The organism is Pseudogemmobacter bohemicus (assembly GCF_003290025.1).
Classification (GTDB): Bacteria; Pseudomonadota; Alphaproteobacteria; order Rhodobacterales; family Rhodobacteraceae; genus Pseudogemmobacter; species Pseudogemmobacter bohemicus.
The window spans coordinates 160,169-176,028 of sequence record NZ_QNHG01000004.1 but is presented as its reverse complement, the minus strand read 5'-3'; the positions used below and the strand labels follow the sequence as shown (position 1 = coordinate 176,028).

General features: G+C 64.8%; 15 protein-coding genes and 1 tRNA gene. 10 read left to right on the top strand and 6 right to left on the bottom strand.

Going from position 1 to position 15,860, the window contains the following annotated elements; all coding sequences use genetic code 11:
• Positions 1 to 22: 22 nt before the first annotated feature.
• The 4 genes from DRF71_RS19920 to DRF71_RS19900 all read left to right on the top strand — a co-directional run bounded on the left by DRF71_RS19920 (position 23) and on the right by DRF71_RS19900 (position 5,394).
• The gene (locus tag DRF71_RS19920) at positions 23 to 1,579 is read left to right on the top strand and encodes a M10 family metallopeptidase C-terminal domain-containing protein (protein WP_157971201.1); all 1,557 of its coding nucleotides are present in this window, start codon (positions 23 to 25) and stop codon (positions 1,577 to 1,579) included.
• 1,464 nt (positions 1,580 to 3,043) lie between these two features.
• On the top strand, positions 3,044 to 4,084 hold the full coding sequence (locus DRF71_RS19910; protein ID WP_112312307.1) for an aldo/keto reductase: 1,041 nt from the start codon (positions 3,044 to 3,046) through the stop codon (positions 4,082 to 4,084).
• Positions 4,085 to 4,186: 102 nt separating this feature from the next.
• On the top strand, positions 4,187 to 4,870 hold the full coding sequence (locus DRF71_RS19905) for a hypothetical protein (RefSeq protein ID WP_198672291.1): 684 nt from the start codon (positions 4,187 to 4,189) through the stop codon (positions 4,868 to 4,870).
• The gene (locus tag DRF71_RS19900; protein ID WP_232831605.1) at positions 4,858 to 5,394 is read left to right on the top strand and encodes a lipocalin/fatty acid-binding family protein; all 537 of its coding nucleotides are present in this window, start codon (positions 4,858 to 4,860) and stop codon (positions 5,392 to 5,394) included. Before DRF71_RS19905 ends, DRF71_RS19900 begins: the two co-directional genes overlap by 13 nt.
• A 69-nt stretch (positions 5,395 to 5,463) precedes the next feature.
• Here DRF71_RS19900 and DRF71_RS19895 read toward each other — a convergent pair whose 3' ends face one another.
• Both DRF71_RS19895 and DRF71_RS19890 read right to left on the bottom strand, forming a co-directional pair.
• Positions 5,464 to 6,078 (bottom strand): NUDIX hydrolase, encoded by a 615-nt coding sequence (locus DRF71_RS19895; protein WP_112312304.1) that lies wholly within the window; start codon positions 6,076 to 6,078, stop codon positions 5,464 to 5,466.
• Positions 6,050 to 6,397, bottom strand: coding sequence for a DUF983 domain-containing protein (locus DRF71_RS19890; RefSeq protein ID WP_232831637.1), 348 nt, complete (start codon positions 6,395 to 6,397; stop codon positions 6,050 to 6,052). The genes DRF71_RS19895 and DRF71_RS19890 overlap by 29 nt, the downstream gene beginning before the upstream one ends.
• 406 nt (positions 6,398 to 6,803) lie before the next feature.
• Between DRF71_RS19890 and DRF71_RS19885 the strand changes: the two genes are divergently transcribed.
• Genes DRF71_RS19885 through DRF71_RS19875 form a run of 3 tightly spaced genes read left to right on the top strand, consistent with a single transcriptional unit; the run spans position 6,804 to position 8,378 of the window.
• Positions 6,804 to 7,418: an RNA polymerase sigma factor gene (locus DRF71_RS19885; RefSeq protein ID WP_112312303.1), complete on the top strand. Its 615-nt coding sequence runs from the start codon at positions 6,804 to 6,806 to the stop codon at positions 7,416 to 7,418.
• 3 nt (positions 7,419 to 7,421) lie between these two features.
• Positions 7,422 to 7,853, top strand: a complete 432-nt coding sequence (locus tag DRF71_RS19880) for a hypothetical protein (RefSeq protein ID WP_112312302.1) — start codon at positions 7,422 to 7,424, stop codon at positions 7,851 to 7,853.
• Between the two features lie 12 nt (positions 7,854 to 7,865).
• Positions 7,866 to 8,378, top strand: a complete 513-nt coding sequence (locus DRF71_RS19875; protein ID WP_157971199.1) for a periplasmic heavy metal sensor — start codon at positions 7,866 to 7,868, stop codon at positions 8,376 to 8,378.
• 15 nt (positions 8,379 to 8,393) lie between these two features.
• On the opposite strand, the gene DRF71_RS19870 is transcribed toward DRF71_RS19875, so the two are convergent.
• Positions 8,394 to 9,962 (bottom strand): RNA repair transcriptional activator RtcR family protein, encoded by a 1,569-nt coding sequence (locus tag DRF71_RS19870; protein ID WP_112312300.1) that lies wholly within the window; start codon positions 9,960 to 9,962, stop codon positions 8,394 to 8,396.
• A 177-nt stretch (positions 9,963 to 10,139) separates the two neighbouring features.
• Here DRF71_RS19870 and DRF71_RS19865 point away from each other — a divergent pair, with 177 nt between their 5' ends.
• Together DRF71_RS19865 and DRF71_RS27620 are read left to right on the top strand one after the other, a co-directional pair.
• Positions 10,140 to 11,696, top strand: coding sequence for a vWA domain-containing protein (locus DRF71_RS19865; protein WP_112312701.1), 1,557 nt, complete (start codon positions 10,140 to 10,142; stop codon positions 11,694 to 11,696).
• Positions 11,680 to 11,779 (top strand) — tRNA-Arg (locus DRF71_RS27620). Before DRF71_RS19865 ends, DRF71_RS27620 begins: the two co-directional genes overlap by 17 nt.
• A 970-nt stretch (positions 11,780 to 12,749) precedes the next feature.
• Here the strand turns inward: DRF71_RS27620 and DRF71_RS28765 are convergent.
• Positions 12,750 to 13,022, bottom strand: a complete 273-nt coding sequence (locus DRF71_RS28765) for an MmgE/PrpD family protein (RefSeq protein WP_232831603.1) — start codon at positions 13,020 to 13,022, stop codon at positions 12,750 to 12,752.
• Between the two features lie 152 nt (positions 13,023 to 13,174).
• Positions 13,175 to 13,555, bottom strand: coding sequence for an acyl-CoA thioesterase (locus DRF71_RS19855; protein WP_112312299.1), 381 nt, complete (start codon positions 13,553 to 13,555; stop codon positions 13,175 to 13,177).
• A gap of 120 nt (positions 13,556 to 13,675) precedes the next feature.
• Here DRF71_RS19855 and DRF71_RS19850 point away from each other — a divergent pair, with 120 nt between their 5' ends.
• A complete protein-coding gene (locus DRF71_RS19850; RefSeq protein WP_112312298.1) occupies positions 13,676 to 14,272 on the top strand; it encodes a helix-turn-helix domain-containing protein in 597 nt (198 codons plus the stop codon).
• A 284-nt stretch (positions 14,273 to 14,556) separates the two neighbouring features.
• On the opposite strand, the gene DRF71_RS19845 is transcribed toward DRF71_RS19850, so the two are convergent.
• Positions 14,557 to 15,846: a citrate synthase gene (locus DRF71_RS19845; protein WP_112312297.1), complete on the bottom strand. Its 1,290-nt coding sequence runs from the start codon at positions 15,844 to 15,846 to the stop codon at positions 14,557 to 14,559.
• Positions 15,847 to 15,860 lie beyond the last annotated feature (14 nt).

Below are 15,860 nucleotides of genomic sequence, written 5' to 3'. Positions count from 1 at the left end.
CCCCTATGACAGGACAATTCCGATGACCCTTACCATTGTGACCTCCAATCTTATCGGCGCCGGTGCCCAGTTCACTTTTGCCGCGAATGGTGATCAGCTTTATGTCGCGCGCGGCGCTGTGGTCGCCTCGACCACGGGGCCGGTTTTCGCGGGTATCGACCGTGAAGCTCTCGGTCTTACAATCGCGGGCGAGGTCGTCTCCGGCAATATGCAGACGTTCCGCATCGGGGCGGATATGACCATATTGAGTGGCGGCAGCTTCACCTCTTTTCAGACGGCTGCTGTCAATGCGGCGTTGTTTTTCTCTGGCAGCGACGCCAGTTTTACGAATTTTGGCAGTCTGAACGCGTCGATGGGTATCGGCGTTCTTGCGCGTGCCCCCGGGATTATTGTGACGAATCATGGTGACATATCGGCTGCCTCACCAGTTTTCGTCTATGATGCGAACGCGTCGCGGGTTGTGAATGGCGGCAGGATCGCGGCATCCAGCGCCAATGATGCGTCGGTCAACTACCGCTACAATAACGGTCTTGTCGTCGATTACAGCAGCTTTGCTTCGGTGACGAATCTGGCCACAGGCGTCATAACCGCGACCGGAGAAACCGGTGCCGGCGTCCGCTTCGGAGCAGGTACTGAAGGCGGCGTTCTGATGAATTCCGGGCTGATCGAGTCGCTGCAGGATTTCGGGGTGAGCCTTGAGACTGCCCCTGAAAGTGGCGCGGCGATCCGGGTGTTCAACTGGGGCAGCATCAGCGGTGGTGACGGGGCGTTTCTGGGCAGCGCCAATGGCGATGCGCTGATGAATCGGGGGCTCTTGCGCGGCCGGGTCGATCTGGGCAGCGGCAACGACCTGTTCGACAACCGCAATGGCCGGGTCGATGGCGATGTGATGCTGGGAGACGGCGCCGATACCTATAATGGCATGCTCAACGCGGTGGTGAATGGCACGATCTATGGCGGCGCGGGCGCGGATTCCCTGTTCGGTGGGATGAATTCCGATGTGATCTATGGCGATGACGGCAATGACCGTATCGTCGGTTTCGAGGGGGATGACAGTCTTTACGGCGGCTTGGGCGACGACGTCATTGCCGGGCGCGAGGGTCAGGATCTGGTGGATGGCGGCGCGGGCAATGACAATATCTCTGGCGGTTACGGCGATGATACCGTCTTTGGCGGCGCGGGCGCCGATACGATCCAGGGCAATGAGGGCAATGACCGCCTTGTCGGCGGTGCCGGCGGTGATTTCCTTTACGGCGGCGCGGGGCAGGATGTTTTCGTGTTCAACGGCGTCTCGGACAGCCCCTTTGCGGTGGTGGCCGACCGCGACCGGATCATGGATTTCGTAAGCGGCGAGGATATGATCGAGCTGACGCAGATCGACGCCAACACAACCCTCGCCGGCGATCAGGCCTTTAGCTTTATCGGGGCGGCGGCATTTTCCAGTGTCGCCGGGCAATTGCGCTATGATGCGGCGACCGGGCTGGTCAGCGGCGATGTGAACGGCGACGGGGTGGCCGATCTCGCCTTTGCGATCATCACCCGCCCGGCGGTGCTTTCGGCGGCTGATTTCTTCCTCTGAGCCGCCAGAACCTGATCGCCTTGCCCCGGGGGCGGATGCCCTCCGCCCCGGGGATCTGAACACTCCTCGCACCAGGCAAAGGCCAGGCGCATCCTATCCCTGTTGAACCGGCCCATATCTATCGCGGAGCCTTCAGAAGATCGGTGACGGATATCAACCCGGATGCCGACCTTTGGGCACCGCCTGTCAGCACCCTGCGTCGGCGTCCCATATCCGGATCCTGTCGGGGGGGGGACGTTCGGGCCCTGTCGGGGTGGCTGTTGCAGGGGGGCGGGCAGCGGCGCTTCCCTCCGGAAAACATGGATGCGCTGGTTTTGAACGGAGCCAAAGGGACCGTCATGGTGGATCTCTGGTCCTGGCGATAAACTATTTCAATTGCTTGTCCTTTTGCCCGGGTGCGGCTTTGCCCCATGCGCTGACCATCGGTTCCAAATGGGCGCTTTGTTCATCCCGGCCGGTTCGACAGACCCGATCTCGTCGGTCTGATGACCCCGGACAACGGCGCCGGGTGTAAATCCGGCACCATAGCGGAACCCGATCCGCTGAGCATCGACGGCAATGGCGGCGCGCTCTTTTCCAGTGCCGGCAGCATCACAGGCTGCCGGCCCCTGGGGCCGCAAGCGGGGCCGGCGCTGCCCTGCGGATGCCGATGCCCTGAAGCGGTCTTTCCCGCCACCGCCACCGCCCCCCGCGCGACCGGCGCCGGGGCTGCGGCGCTCGCCTGGGGTCTGACCGGCGTTCCGGCCTTTTTCAAAACCATGGCCTGATCCTGTCCGGGCGGTATCGCGGTTTCCCGTTGGACTATCCGGCGACAATTGTCCCATCCCCGACCATCCTGAACCGGGGCAGGTTTCAGAGGGGAGGCCGGCTCGTTTCGCGGCAGCAGTCGCGGCGCCCTGATCGGCGATGGGGTGACGGGGGGCATGACAGCCCCGATAACCGCGGTGGCGTGATTTCCGGCGACTGGTATCGTGGCGCCGGACGTGACATTTTCGCGTTGGAAGAGCCCGGCGGATGGAGCGGCCTGAACAATGGCTATACCCCGTCCTGGAGCCGGATCATTGATTTTATGCAGGGCCAGCACCTGACCGACCTGTCGCGGATCGGGGTCAATATCCATCTGACCGGCGCCAGGCTTTCAGCGGCGCATTCGTCCCGGTGGGCTCCGGCCGGGTCGGAAAGCTGCAAATCCAATACCTCAACATCTATTATGCCACCAATAAGATTACGAAACTATTCCGGGATGTTAACGGCGACGGATGCGCGGATTTCACCTTGGGATATAGAATGTGACAGGCCCGTCCGCTGTTGATGAGGTCATCTTGCGGCTGCGAAAGGGCAATCCGGGCCGATTTGCCCGCGATGATATCTGTGCAGATGCGTCCATGCCTTGCCTCTGCCGCTGGCTCCCGGCAGTGTCGCCCCAGGTCTGCCATACGGGCCTGCCGAAAATGGAGCGCGGATATGAAACTGATTCCCCTCGGGCGCTCTGGCCTGACCGTGACCGAACTTTGCCTCGGCACCATGACCTGGGGCAGCCAGAATACCGAGGCCGAGGCCCATGCCCAGGCCGATCTGGCGCTGGATCACGGCATCACCTTCTGGGACACGGCCGAGATGTATCCGGTCAATCCGGTGCAGGCTGGGACCATCGGGCTCAGCGAAGAGATCACCGGCTCCTGGCTGAAGGCGCGGGGCGGGCGTGACCGCCTGGTGATCGCCAGCAAAATCACCGGCCGGGGGCGCCATGTCCGCCCCGGCCAGCCGATCAGCGGCGCCTCCCTGCGCGAGGCGGCCGAGGCCTCGCTCAGGCGGTTGAACACCGATTACATCGACCTCTATCAGCTGCACTGGCCGAACCGGGGCAGCTACCATTTCCGCCAGAACTGGGCCTATGCGCCGACCGGCATCGACCGCACCGCCGAGACCTCTGCGATGACCGAAATCCTGACCACCGCCCAGGCCCTGATTGCCGAGGGCAAGATCCGGGCCATCGGATTGTCGAATGAAACCGTCTGGGGCACGGCGCGCTGGCTGCATCTGGCCGATACGCTGGGCTTGCCGCGCATGGTCAGCAGTCAGAATGAATATTCGCTGCTGTGCCGGCAATTCGACACCGACCATGCCGAGCTTTCGCTGATAGAGGATGTGCCGCTGCTGGCCTATTCCACCCTGGCGACCGGGCTTTTGTCGGGGAAATATGCCGGTGATGTGACGCCATCAGACAGCCGGCGGGCGGTGGTGCCCGATCTGGGCGGCCGGATCACGCCGCAGGTGTTTCCGGCGGTGGCGGCCTGTCTCGCGGTGGCGGCAAAGCACGGGCTGAACCCGGTGCAGATGGCGATTGCCTTTTGCCGCTCGCGCCCCTTCACCACGATCCCGATCATCGGGGCGACGAAACTTGCCGATCTGGCGGTCTGTGCCGGCGCGGCGGGGATGGCGCTGTCGCCCGAGGTGCTGGCCGATCTGGATGCGGTGCATCGCGACCATCCGCGCCCGTTCTGAACGCGTCCCGGCTGCTTCCCGCTTGCCCATATGGCGGTTTCCGGGCAGTCTCGCGCGCAACAATAAACACGGGCAAGAGCGGCGGGTCAGCCGATGACAGGTATGGCGTATCGGGTTTTCACTGCGGTTGCGGCAGTCATGCTGGCACTGGCGCTGGCCGCGTGTCTGCCGGGGCTGGATAAGACGGGACGGGACAAGACAGGGGCGGGCAAAGCCACCGGCACGAATATCATCACCGGCGACGCGATCGAGGCGACCCCGCTTGGGCTGCCCGGCGGCGGCGGGCCAAAGCCCGCACAGGCCGGGGCGAAGGCGGGCGCGCAGGATGCGGCTCTCCCGGCAGCCGCAGAAAGCTCTGATGCGCCCGGCCAGAAACCCGCAGGCGAGAGCGGCACTGTTGCGGCTGCGGTGGGGAAAAACCCCGATCCCACGGCGGCAGACACAACCTCAGGCGCAGACCCAACCTCAGCCGCTGGCACCGATCCTGCCGCTGCTGCAGCGGCGGCACCCGCTGATCCAAAACCCGCGCCGCCCGAAGTGAACCCCTTCGATGCCGCCGCCCGCCTGGCCTGCGAAAAGGACAAGGGCGTTTGGGCCAGCACCGGAACCGGCTTCAACAGCTGCGCATGGGCCACAAAGGATTCCGGCAAACGCTGCACCAACGCGACCCAATGCGATGGCCAATGCCTCGCGCGCTCGGGCACCTGCGCACCCTACAGACCGCTTTTCGGCTGCAATGAGATTCTCGATGACAGCGGGCGGAGGATGACCGAATGCCTGCAATGACCCTGCCGCGCCGCTTTGCGCCAGCACTTGCCGGTCTTGTACTGCTGCTCCAGGCCTGTGGTCCGCGCGCGCCAGATCCGGTAAGCCGGACAGTGTTCCGCTCAGCCGGGGCCGGGATCTGGTCCGCCGCCGCCTTCCAGCCCGCCCGGATCGAGGGAGACTGGCACCAGGCCGCCGGCTTCACCGCCGGCGCAGCGCAGGGCTGCGCCCCCGGCGGCGCGGTGTTCAGCCGCAATGCGGCGGGCGGGCTGTTGGTCAAAGCCCGGCTCTGCCTTGACGGGCGCGAGGTCACAGCGTCCGGCCCCGTCACCCTGACCGGCCCCGGCCGTTTCACCGTGCGGGGCATGGGGGAATGGTGGGTGATCTGGGTCGACAGCGGCTACCGCACCCTGGCCATCGCCACCCCGAAAGGCGAATTCGGCTTCGTGCTCGACCGGGGCCGCATCGGCCCCGACCGCCTGCGCGCGGCGGCCGAAATCTTCGATTTCAACGGCTATGCAAAAGATCGCCTCAAACCCTTCTGAACCTGCACCCTTCCTCTTGATAAAAATACTCCCGCCGGAGGCATCCGCCGCCGGCCAGAGATCCCGGCCTCAGAGAATACGCCGGAACATCGGCCGCGCGCCGGAATTGTCGAAAAACGGCACGCCGGGCTGCTCTCCGCCTTTCAGCAGATTGCTGATCTCGGCCAGCACCACCTCGGTGACGAAAGGCAGATCCAGCGCGCGTGCCTCGGCCAGCCCGAGCCAGGCCAGATGCGACAGCTCGTCCGAGGCCTGCGAGAAATCATCCGGATCCCCGGCCAGCCCCGCCGCATCGGCCAGGAAAAACCGTGCATCAAAGCGGCGCGGGCGCCCGGTCGGCGTGATGGCACGAAACACATAGCGCAGCCGTGCGGCACCGGGGAGATAGCCAAGCCCGGTCTCCTCGCGCAATTCGCGCAGGGCCGCCGCGACCAACCGCCCCGGCGCCTCCCCGCCCTGGGCGAGCCGCGCGGCGCAGCTCTCCTCCAGCGCGCTCACGCCCGCATCCTCATCGCCCTCATCAAGGCCTCCCCCCGGAAACACGAATTTCGACGGCATGAATACCGCCTTCGCGCCGCGCTGGCCCATCAGGATCCGCGTCTCGTCCCCATCCCGACGCGTGAGGATCACGGTAGCAGCATCGCGGATCCTTTGCTCATCCCCGCTCATTGCCACCAAATCCATGCATGCGGCGCGACCATTGCAGCCCGATGAACGCGCCCTTGATCCGGGGCAGAAAAAACAGCGACAGCGCAACGCTCGCCACCGATAAAAGCGCCGCCGTGATCAGCGGGTCCGGTGTCCATTTGGCGTAAAGCGCCAGCATCAGCGGCCCGATAATATGCCCGACGATCAGGATCGTCACATAGGCCGGCCCGTCATCGGCACGCTGATGATACAGCGCTTCATTGCAGACCGGGCAATGGTCGCGCACTTTCAGATAGCCCAGAAACAGCGGCCCGGCGCCGCAGGCCGGACAGCGGCAACGCCAGCCCCGCAGCATCGCTGGTTTCAGCGGCCTTTCTCCGGTGATCTCCCCCTCCAGCGTTGTCGCCGCTCCTCCGGCGATCCCCGCTGACCTGAGATCCTGACCGGAGGCGGATTTCGGATTGCTGCTTTGCATGATCCGTCAACTGCCTCTTCGATTTCGATTCTCTTCGCTGCCGGCAGATTAGGCAGTTCGAACCGGGTTTCACAGGGATGATTGGTCGCAGCCACCATCCGGCAGGCGGGCAGGGTGCCAGCTGTGCCCGGTCGCCTGCACTTTTACCGCCGCAATCGCGACGGAAGCGCCGCGCCCGCACGTTACAGCATTGTCAGGAAAAGGGCAGGGCGGATTGGCCCGGTACGCGGTCATTGCGCAAAAGCCGGCTTTGCGGGCGACCGGTGTTCCGGGTTAACAGATGGGAATGAACATGCCCCGGGATACGGTCGATGACGAGGATGAGGCGGCGCTGCTGGCGCGCTACGCGCTTGGCGATGCCGGCGCGGCGCGTCTCCTGACCGAGCGTCTCTTGCCGCCGGCTTTGTCCTTTGCCTGCCGTATGCTGGCCGGCGACCGCGCCGAGGCCGAGGATGTCGCGCAGGAAGCGATGCTCCGGCTCTGGCGCGCGGCCCCTGGCTGGCGCGAGGGCGAGGCAAAGGTCTCGACCTGGCTTTACCGGGTGGTGGCCAATCTGGTGACCGACCGGATCCGCAGCCGGCAGCGCCGGAACCGCCATACGGGCGGGGCGCTGCTGGAACTGGGCGATGCGCCCGAGGCGGCGGACGGCTCGCCCGGCGTCGAGGCACGGCTGATCGCGGCCGAGCGGATGGCGGCGCTGGACCTTGCGCTGGCCGCATTGCCCGGGCGCCAGCGTGAGGCGGTGGTGCTGCGCCATCTGGAAGGATTGTCGAACCCCGAGATCGCGGCGGTGATGGGGGTGGGTGTCGAGGCGGTCGAAAGCCTGACCGCACGGGGCCGCAAGGGGCTGGCTCGGGCGCTTGGGCCGTATCGGGCGCTGATGGGTTTTGAAGGAGAATGAGCGATGGGCAATGCTGAGCTGAACGGCGCAACGCTGACCGGACCGGATCTCGACCGGGTGTTCATCCGGGCGCGCGCCGGGGCGCCTGACCCTTCTGACGCGCTGATGGAGCGGGTGATGCGCGATGCTCTGGCCGCGATGCCGGCGGCTCTGGCGCCTGTCGCATCGCAACCGGCCATGGGCATGCGGAGAAGCCTCCGACAGCTCTGGTCCTCGTTCAGCGCCGGTTTCGGCGGCAGCGGCGTGGTGGCAAGCCTTGGCGCCGTGACGGCCATCGCGCTTTTCCTCGGCTATACCGCGCCCGCCGGCATCGCGGGCGGGATCCTCGCCGAGGCGCTGATGCCGCTTGCCGGCATGGCCGACACGCCTGCCGGGGACGGTGATGACGGGATCGAGATCGAGCCGGTGGCAATCTATTTTCTGGCCGGAGGCTGAGGGGGTATCGTGGTGACGGATCCGGAAACTGCTGTGCCGCAGGCCAGAACCCGCGGCTGGGTCAGGGCGCTGCTGGCACTCTCGCTGGCGGGTAATCTTGCGATTGCGGGGCTTTTTGCCGGTGCCTGGCTGGGCGCCTGGTCCGATACCGGCGCCAGCGGGCGCAGCGAAGAGCATGGGTCGGGGCGGCGCGACAATGGGCTTGGCCCGCTGGCCACCGCCATGCGCGGCGAGGACTGGCGCGCGATGCGCGAGGCCTGGGTCAGCAGGAATCCCGATCTGAAACGCGGCCATGAACAGCTGCTCGCCGATTACGACCCGCTGATGGCCGCTTTGCGTGCCGAGCCTTTCGATGCGAAGGCCATGCAGGCCGCGCTGGTGACGATCTCGGAGAACAACAGCCGCCGCCTTGTAAGCGCCAGCGAGGTGATCGGCGCCTATCTGGCGACCCTGAACGAGACCGAGCGCCGCGCCTATGCCGCAAGGCTGGAAAAGGCGTTGCAGCCGAAAAAGAAAAAGGACTGACCAGGGCCTGTGCGCTCAGGCGCAGATCATGCCCCAGTCCAGGTCGAACCGCGCCAGATATTTTCGCAGCCGGTCGGCATCATTGCGGCTGGATTTTTCGCTGCGTGAGGCCGCGAAAAGCCGCCGCCCCGCAGCTGAGAGGCTGGGACAGGCGCGGCAGGCGCGGATCACAGCCGCAAGTTGCGCCCGGTCGAATTCGTCAATGGAATCCGGATCCTGCACGATAGCGGTGAGCAGCGCCCTGTCGCCATCCGCCCCGGCTGCCTGCCATTGCGCTTGCAGCAGCGCGATTTCCGCCTCGACCATCGGCACGGTGATGCGGCCGCGTTCGGCCAGGACGGCAAGCCGATGCACTGATGCATCCAGATCGCGCAGATTGCCGGGCCAGGATGTGGCGGGGTCTTTGGCGAAACGCTGATAGCGCGCCAGCGCGTCGGCGTTGAAGCCGGTGCGGCGGCCGAGGCCGCGCTCGCTGGCGCTGAGCAGCGCCGCTGTCAGCGCCGCAATATCCTCGCGCCTTTCGCGCAAAGGGGGCAGGCGAAAGACCCATTGCGACAGCCGGGCGTAAAGGTCGGGACGCAGCCGCCCCTCTTGCGCCAGCGCGCCGGGTTCGCCGGTGCAGGAGGCGATCAGGTGGAACCGTGCGGTCACCTCGGCCTCGGAGCCGATGGGGCAATAGCGTCCGGTCTCGATCACCTGCAACAGCGCCGCCTGTTCAGCGGGGCCAAGCGCGTCGATCTGGTCGAGAAACAGCACGCCGCCATCCGCCTCGCGCAGAAAGCCGGGCCGCTCGCTGCCCTGGATGCCGGTGGCGCTGCGACGCTGGCCGAACAAGGCCGCCAGCGCGCCGGGCCCTGCAAGCGTGGCGCAATTCACCTGTACCAGCCGGCCTTTGACCCGGCGGCGGATCAGTTTCAGCTCATGGATGCGGGCGGCGAGGGCGGATTTGCCGGTACCTGGCTCGCCGGTCAGCAGGATCGGCGCATCCGACGCCGTGGCGACCAGGTCGAGCCGTTCGGCCAGCGCCAGCATTGCGGGGCTGGCGGTCTCGACACCCTCCAGCAGCAGCGCGGAATGCGCGCGCGCGGCAGCCTCGAACCGGCGCTGAAGCGCGTTGTAGCGTGCGAGATCAAGGTCGATCACATCCAGCGTGCCACTGGGCTGGGCCTCACTCCGGGGCGGGCCGGTCTGCACCAGCCGCGCCGGCACATGGCGGCTTTCCGACAAGAGAAACCAGCAGATCTGGGCCACATGGGTGCCGGTGGTCAGGTGGATATGATAGCGCTCGCGGTCCTCGTCGAACCCGTAGCCGGCGGCGAAATCGTAAAGCCGGCCATAGACTTCCTGGAAATCCCAGGGATCGGCCATGTCGATCTGCACCAGCCGCACCTCGGTTACAGGCGAGACATGGCCGATCGCCGCCTGAACAGTGCAGGCCAGATTATAATGGCGCGCGTCATGGATCAGTTCCAGCCGGTCGACCGGGAAACCGGGATGGGCGCAAAGCTGCACCGAGGGGCGCCAGCTGCGCCTTTTGCCCATATCGAGCTGGGTGCCGAGAAAGCCGATGACGATATTGCGCATGAGGTACGATCCTGTGAGATAAATTTATATACCACAGGATATAATTTTTCTTCAACAGAATCGCCGACTAGTCGAATATTCAATATAAATCATGTGGTTACATATGTTTCGCCTTTTTCTTCTTTTCCCCCGCCCACTGCGGCAAAAGAGGGGGCGAAAACGAAAAGGACGACGATCATGGCAAACAAATCCGTGTTTGCTTCGCTGGTGGGGCGGCTCCTGCCGCAGGCAAATTCCCTCAATGCCGCCGGGGCGATAGCCTATGATTACACGGCGGAACACCGGCTGGCGCAGCTGGCGATGACCGGCACTTTCGGCGGCGGATTCTATCAGGATGCGCAGGCCGAGGTCTCGGCGCTGGTTGAGGCCGCGATGGCGGTCGAGCCGCTGTTTCTGGCGCAGACAGCACTTCATGTCCGCGAGAAGGGGCATATGAAGGATACGCCGGCGCTGCTGCTTGCGGTACTCTCGGCCCGCGATCCGGCGCTGTTTGCGCAGGTTTTCGGGCGGGTGATCACCTCGGGCCGGATGTTGCGGAGTTTCGTGCAGATCCTGCGCTCGGGGCAGACGGGGCGGAAATCGCTGGGCTCACGGCCCAAGGCGATGGTGCAGGCCTGGCTGAACCGGGCCACCGATGCGCAATTGCTGGCGGCCTCGGTTGGGAATGCCCCCTCGCTGGCGGATGTGATCCGCATGGTGCATCCCAAACCGGAAACGGCATCGCGGGCGGCGTTTTATGCCTGGTTGATCGGCAAACCCGCCGATATGGCGGCGCTGCCGGTGGTGGTGCGGGATCTGCTGGCCTTCCGGGCGGGGGCATCGGGCGATGTGCCGGATGTGCCGTTCCAGATGCTGGCCGATCTGCCGCTCTCGCCCGATCAATGGGCGGAGGTGGCGCGCAAAGGGTCCTGGCAGATGCTGCGTCAGGGGCTGAACATGCTGCATCGCAAAGGCGCCTTCCAGGTCGCCGGCGTGACAGAGCATGTGGCGGCGGTGCTGCGCGATCCGGCCCGGATCCGGGCGGCACATGCGCTGCCTTATCAGCTGCTGGCCACGCTGAAGGCGCTGTCGCCCGAGGTGGATCCCTGCCTGCGCGATGCGCTGCATGACGCGATGGAGGCTTCGGTCGCCAATGTGCCGGTGTTGGCCGGGTCGGTCGTGATCTGTCCGGATGTATCGGGGTCGATGACCTCTCCGGTCACCGGCTACCGGTCGGGCGCCACCTCGGTGGTGCGCTGCATCGACGTGGCGGGGCTGATCACGGCGGCGGTCCTGCGCAAGAATCCGGGCGTCCGTATCCTGCCTTTCGAGGTCGGGGTGCGCGAGGCCCGGCTTGAAGCGCGGGACACCATCCTGACCAACGCCGAAAAACTTGCGGCACTGGGCGGGGGCGGGACCAATTGCTCGGCACCGCTGGCGGTACTGAACGCAGAGCGCAAGGCGCCCGATCTGGTGATCTTCGTCTCGGACAACCAGTCCTGGATGGATGCGAAGCGGGGCGGGCAGGCAACGGCGATGATGGCGGAATGGGGGAAGATCAAGGCCCGCAACAGGCGCGCGAAACTCGTCTGTATCGACATCCAGCCTTACGGCACCACCCAGGCGGCCGAGCGGCAGGATGTGCTGAATATCGGCGGCTTCTCGGATACGGTCTTTGACCAGATCGCCGATTTCACGGCAGGGCGGATGGGGCCGGAACACTGGACCGGCCAGATCCGCGCGGTTGAGTTGTAAAAGATCCCCGGCGTCCTGCGCCGGGGGGATGGAAGGGGCGGGAACAACCCGAGGCTCTGCCGGTTCGAGTCCGGCCCGGCGCAACGGGCATTATGCCATTGCGCCGGTGTCCCGCCCCGGTTTTTCAAGGCCTGGCGAATGCCGGTGGAACTACAGTCGGTCGCGGGTTCAAACCCCGCCCGCCCCTCGGGGCGGTAGCTCAGTCGGTAGAGCAACTTCCCTCAGGGAAGGTTTCACCCCCCTTGTCGTCAGGGCAAGGCACTGAAACAGAAGGAGAGTGAACCGGCGAATGCCGGCAGGATTACAGGGACAGAGCGCCGGGAAACCGGAGGCCGCGCGTTCGATCCGCGCCGCGCGAAAGCGTGTAGCTCAGGCAAAACATCCTGCCATGCCTTGTCGCCGGAACCCGAAACCACGGCTCTGAATTCGGGGTGAATGCAGAAGAGAGTACAGCTCGTACATGGGGTAGCCTGTGAGGTTCAAGCCCTCACCCAGCATGCGGTCAACGGTGTGGCCGGGGTCCCGGTTCTCTCTTCCTCCCTTGTCGCCCCGACCAGACCGCAAGACCGATCCCGGCGAATGCCGCGCGGCACTACAGGGTATCACAGGGACGCGGGTTCAAATCCCGCCTGGCCGACCTTTCGGCTTGTAGCTCAGCCAGGACAGAGCATGTGTTGATGTGTCGCCACCCAACCCCCCTTCACCGGGGGATTTGTCGCCTGGACGTAAGCGGTCTATGCTCCCCCGCGATCAGACCTTTGCCGGAGGCAGGGATCTGACCGCAGTGGCGCACAGTGCCAGTGGGTGATTTTATATTTGTAACAATGAGACAGGATTCACTCAGGCCTTCTGGTTCTGACGCGATGGCAAACCGCCATGGTCCAGCGGCTGATGTCTGAGCATGCAATGCCGATCCCGGCGGCGGCTGACGGCCCGAGAGGGGCGATATGGTCGATCTTATGCTCATGCAGGCAGATGCCGCGCGCGAGGTTGACCTGGATCTCATAGCCGGTCGTCAGTCCCGGATCAGATCGGCGCCCGGGCGCCGGTATGTCACGCGGCTGCGCGGATCGGCGGGATATTATCGCCCGGATGGGCGTAATCGGCGGCGAGATAGGTGTCGTGCAAGTCGAGTTCGCGCACCGCCATGCCATTGGCCCAGGCCGCCCATTCCGGGCTGATGCGGGTCTGGGGCGGCAGGTCGAACACCGTGGCGCCGGGCGCCTTCGGATGGCACAAAGCCTGGGCGCGGGCCTGGGCCACCCGGCACCGCGCGACCGAGGCCGCCGCAACGGCGACATTGATGATGATGCGGTTGATGATCATCCCGGTTACTTCCGGCGCGGGCGCGACCGGATCGGCGGCCAGCTGAGTGATCTTTCAGGCCAGCTGGTTATGCCTCGGCAGATGGTCGGCGGATTTCCAGCGCCGCAGCTTATAGGTGATCATCATCTTGTCCTTTCAGAAAATACTGCAGGTCAGGAAACTTCGCGTTCCACCGGCACCGGTCGACCCGTCTCATCCACCGCCACCATCTCGAACCGCCCCGACAGCGCCCGGCGGGCACGCGCGCCGCCGATGGAACGCGCCTCGGCGCTGACCTCGACCGACATCGAGCTGCGGCCGGTGCGGCTGACGCGCGCCACCAGTTCCAGCATCTCGCCGACCTGAATGGGCGTGGTGAAATCGACACGATCCGATCGCGCCATCACCACTTTCGTCCCGGCATGCCGGGTCGCGGCCAGGAAGGCGGCCTTGGCCATCAAGGCCAGCGCATTGCCGCCAAACAACGTGCCGTAATGGTTCGCCTGTTCGGGGAAGATCATCTCGATGGTGCGGATCTCGGTTTCGGTTGTCATGGGGGCTCTGCCTTCGCAAAATTGGCAGAACCGTCTTTTCACATCCAGTATATGCAGATAAACTATTGAAAAGGCGTTATTTTATTAAGGATCGCCTTGCGAATTGCGAAGGTTGCGAAGATGAGCAAGACCTATATGGGCGTGCGCCTGCGCCGCTTGCGTGAGGAACGTGGCCTGACCCAGGCGGCGCTGGCGCGCATGCTTGAGATCAGCCCGAACTATCTGAACCAGATCGAGCAGAATATCCGCCCGCTGACGGTGCCGGTTCTGTTGCGGCTCAACGCTTCCTTCGGCCTTGATGTACAGCTTTTCTCGGATGCGGACGAGACGCGGCTGATCACCGATCTGCGCGCGGCGCTGGCCGATCAGGGGGCGCCCGCCAGCACGGCCGAACTGCGCGCGCTGGCCAGCAATATGCCCGGGGTTGCGCGGGTGCTGATCTCGATGCAGCGCCGGTTGCGCGAGACGTCAGAGCGCGCCGATCTGCTGGCCGGGCGGTTGAGCGCCAGCGGCGCAGGCTCCAGCCCGGCGGCTTTTGAAGCGGTGCGCGACTGGTTTTATGAGCGGCGCAACCATGTTGCCGATCTCGACGAGGCCGCCGAAGCCGTGGGCGAGGCGCTGGCCCCCGCACGTCTGCTGGCCGGTCTGACGGAACGGCTGGCAGGATTGCATGGCGTGCGGGAGACTGAACAGGCCGGAACGGTGCTGCGCCGATGAAATCGCCGTGGGGGGGGGGCGGAACGGGGGCGTGCGCGCCCCGCAGATTGATCCCCGGGATTGAGCGCTGGCAGGCGCAGCATACCAACCAGCATTTCCTGGCCGTGGGGGGCTGTCCTGCCCGTGACGGGGATGGTCAGCGGCAAGCAGGGGGTGACGTTCTCTCCTGGTAAACGTCCCGGCGCGCGCGATGCGTCAAAGCCGAAGGCGGTCGCCCTTTCCTGGTGGAACAAAAGAAACAGGCGGCCCGCAATGGGGCCGCCTGAAATCACTCAAACCGCAGATCAGCGCGAGCGCAGATCGGTATAGTCGCGCTTCGTTGGGCCGACATAGAGCTGGCGCGGGCGGCCGATCTTGCCGGTCGGATCCGAGATCATCTCTTTCCATTGCGAGATCCAGCCCACCGTGCGCGAGATCGCAAAGATCGGGGTGAACATCGAGGTCGGGAAACCCATCGCTTCGAGAATGATGCCCGAATAGAAATCGACATTCGGGTAGAGCTTTTTCGAGACGAAATATTCGTCTTCCAGCGCGATCCGCTCCAGCTCTTTTGCGACCTGCAACAGCGGGTTGTTATGGACGCCGAGCAGTTCCAGAACCTCGTCTGCCGATTCCTTCATCACCTTGGCGCGCGGGTCGAAATTCTTATAGACGCGGTGACCAAAGCCCATCAGGCGGAAGCCGGAATTCTTGTCTTTCGCCTTGGCGATGAATTCCGGGATCCGGTCAACCGAGCCGATTTCCTTCAGCATCTCAAGGCAGGCTTGGTTGGCGCCGCCATGGGCCGGGCCCCAGAGGCAGGCGATGCCGGCCGCGATACAGGCGAAGGGGTTCGCCCCCGACGAGCCCGCCAGACGCACGGTCGAGGTCGAGGCGTTCTGCTCGTGATCGGCATGGAGCATCATAATGCGATCCATCGCCTTTTCGAGGATCGGCGAGACCACATATTCCTCGGCCGGGACCGAGAAGCACATATGCAGGAAATTGCCGGCATAGCTGAGCGAGTTCTTCGGATAGACGAAGGGCTGGCCGACCGAATATTTATAGGCCATGGCGGCGATGGTCGGCAGTTTCGCGATCATCCGGATCGAGGCGACCTCGCGGTGCCAGGCGTCGGTGATGTCAAGGCTGTCATGGTAGAATGCCGACATCGCGCCGACCACGCCCACCATGGTCGCCATCGGATGCGCATCGCGGCGGAAGCCACGGAAGAAGTTCATCATTTGCTCGTGAACCATCGTATGACGGGTCACGCGGGTGTTGAAATCTGCGAGCTGCGCGGCGGTCGGCAGCTCGCCATACATCAGGAGGAAACAGGTTTCGAGATGGCTGGATTTCTCGGCCAGCTGCTCGATCGGGTAGCCCCGGTACAGCAGCTCTCCCAGATCGCCGTCGATATAGGTGATCGCGCTTTCGCAGGCCGCGGTCGAGGTAAAGCCGGGGTCAAAGGTAAAGACATCCGCCTGGCCGTAAAGCTTGCGGATATCCAGCACATCGGGGCCGAGAACCGGTTTCATCACCGGCAGGTCGAATTCCTTGCCGTCGAGCGTCAGCGTCGCTTTTCTGTCAGACATTATCTAGTCCCCCG

Bases quoted from the DNA above. Each gene is read 5' to 3' on its own strand.
- DRF71_RS19920 (WP_157971201.1), top strand. From the start codon at position 23: ATGACCCTTACCATTGTGACCTCCAATCTTATCGGCGCCGGTGCCCAG.
- DRF71_RS19910 (WP_112312307.1), top strand. From the start codon at position 3,044: ATGAAACTGATTCCCCTCGGGCGCTCTGGCCTGACCGTGACCGAACTT.
- DRF71_RS19905 (WP_198672291.1), top strand. From the start codon at position 4,187: ATGGCGTATCGGGTTTTCACTGCGGTTGCGGCAGTCATGCTGGCACTG.
- DRF71_RS19900 (WP_232831605.1), top strand. From the start codon at position 4,858: ATGCCTGCAATGACCCTGCCGCGCCGCTTTGCGCCAGCACTTGCCGGT.
- DRF71_RS19895 (WP_112312304.1), bottom strand. From the start codon at position 6,078: ATGGATTTGGTGGCAATGAGCGGGGATGAGCAAAGGATCCGCGATGCT.
- DRF71_RS19890 (WP_232831637.1), bottom strand. From the start codon at position 6,397: ATGCTGCGGGGCTGGCGTTGCCGCTGTCCGGCCTGCGGCGCCGGGCCG.
- DRF71_RS19885 (WP_112312303.1), top strand. From the start codon at position 6,804: ATGAACATGCCCCGGGATACGGTCGATGACGAGGATGAGGCGGCGCTG.
- DRF71_RS19880 (WP_112312302.1), top strand. From the start codon at position 7,422: ATGGGCAATGCTGAGCTGAACGGCGCAACGCTGACCGGACCGGATCTC.
- DRF71_RS19870 (WP_112312300.1), bottom strand. From the start codon at position 9,962: ATGCGCAATATCGTCATCGGCTTTCTCGGCACCCAGCTCGATATGGGC.
- DRF71_RS19865 (WP_112312701.1), top strand. From the start codon at position 10,140: ATGGCAAACAAATCCGTGTTTGCTTCGCTGGTGGGGCGGCTCCTGCCG.
- DRF71_RS28765 (WP_232831603.1), bottom strand. From the start codon at position 13,022: ATGATCATCAACCGCATCATCATCAATGTCGCCGTTGCGGCGGCCTCG.
- DRF71_RS19855 (WP_112312299.1), bottom strand. From the start codon at position 13,555: ATGACAACCGAAACCGAGATCCGCACCATCGAGATGATCTTCCCCGAA.
- DRF71_RS19850 (WP_112312298.1), top strand. From the start codon at position 13,676: ATGAGCAAGACCTATATGGGCGTGCGCCTGCGCCGCTTGCGTGAGGAA.
- DRF71_RS19845 (WP_112312297.1), bottom strand. From the start codon at position 15,846: ATGTCTGACAGAAAAGCGACGCTGACGCTCGACGGCAAGGAATTCGAC.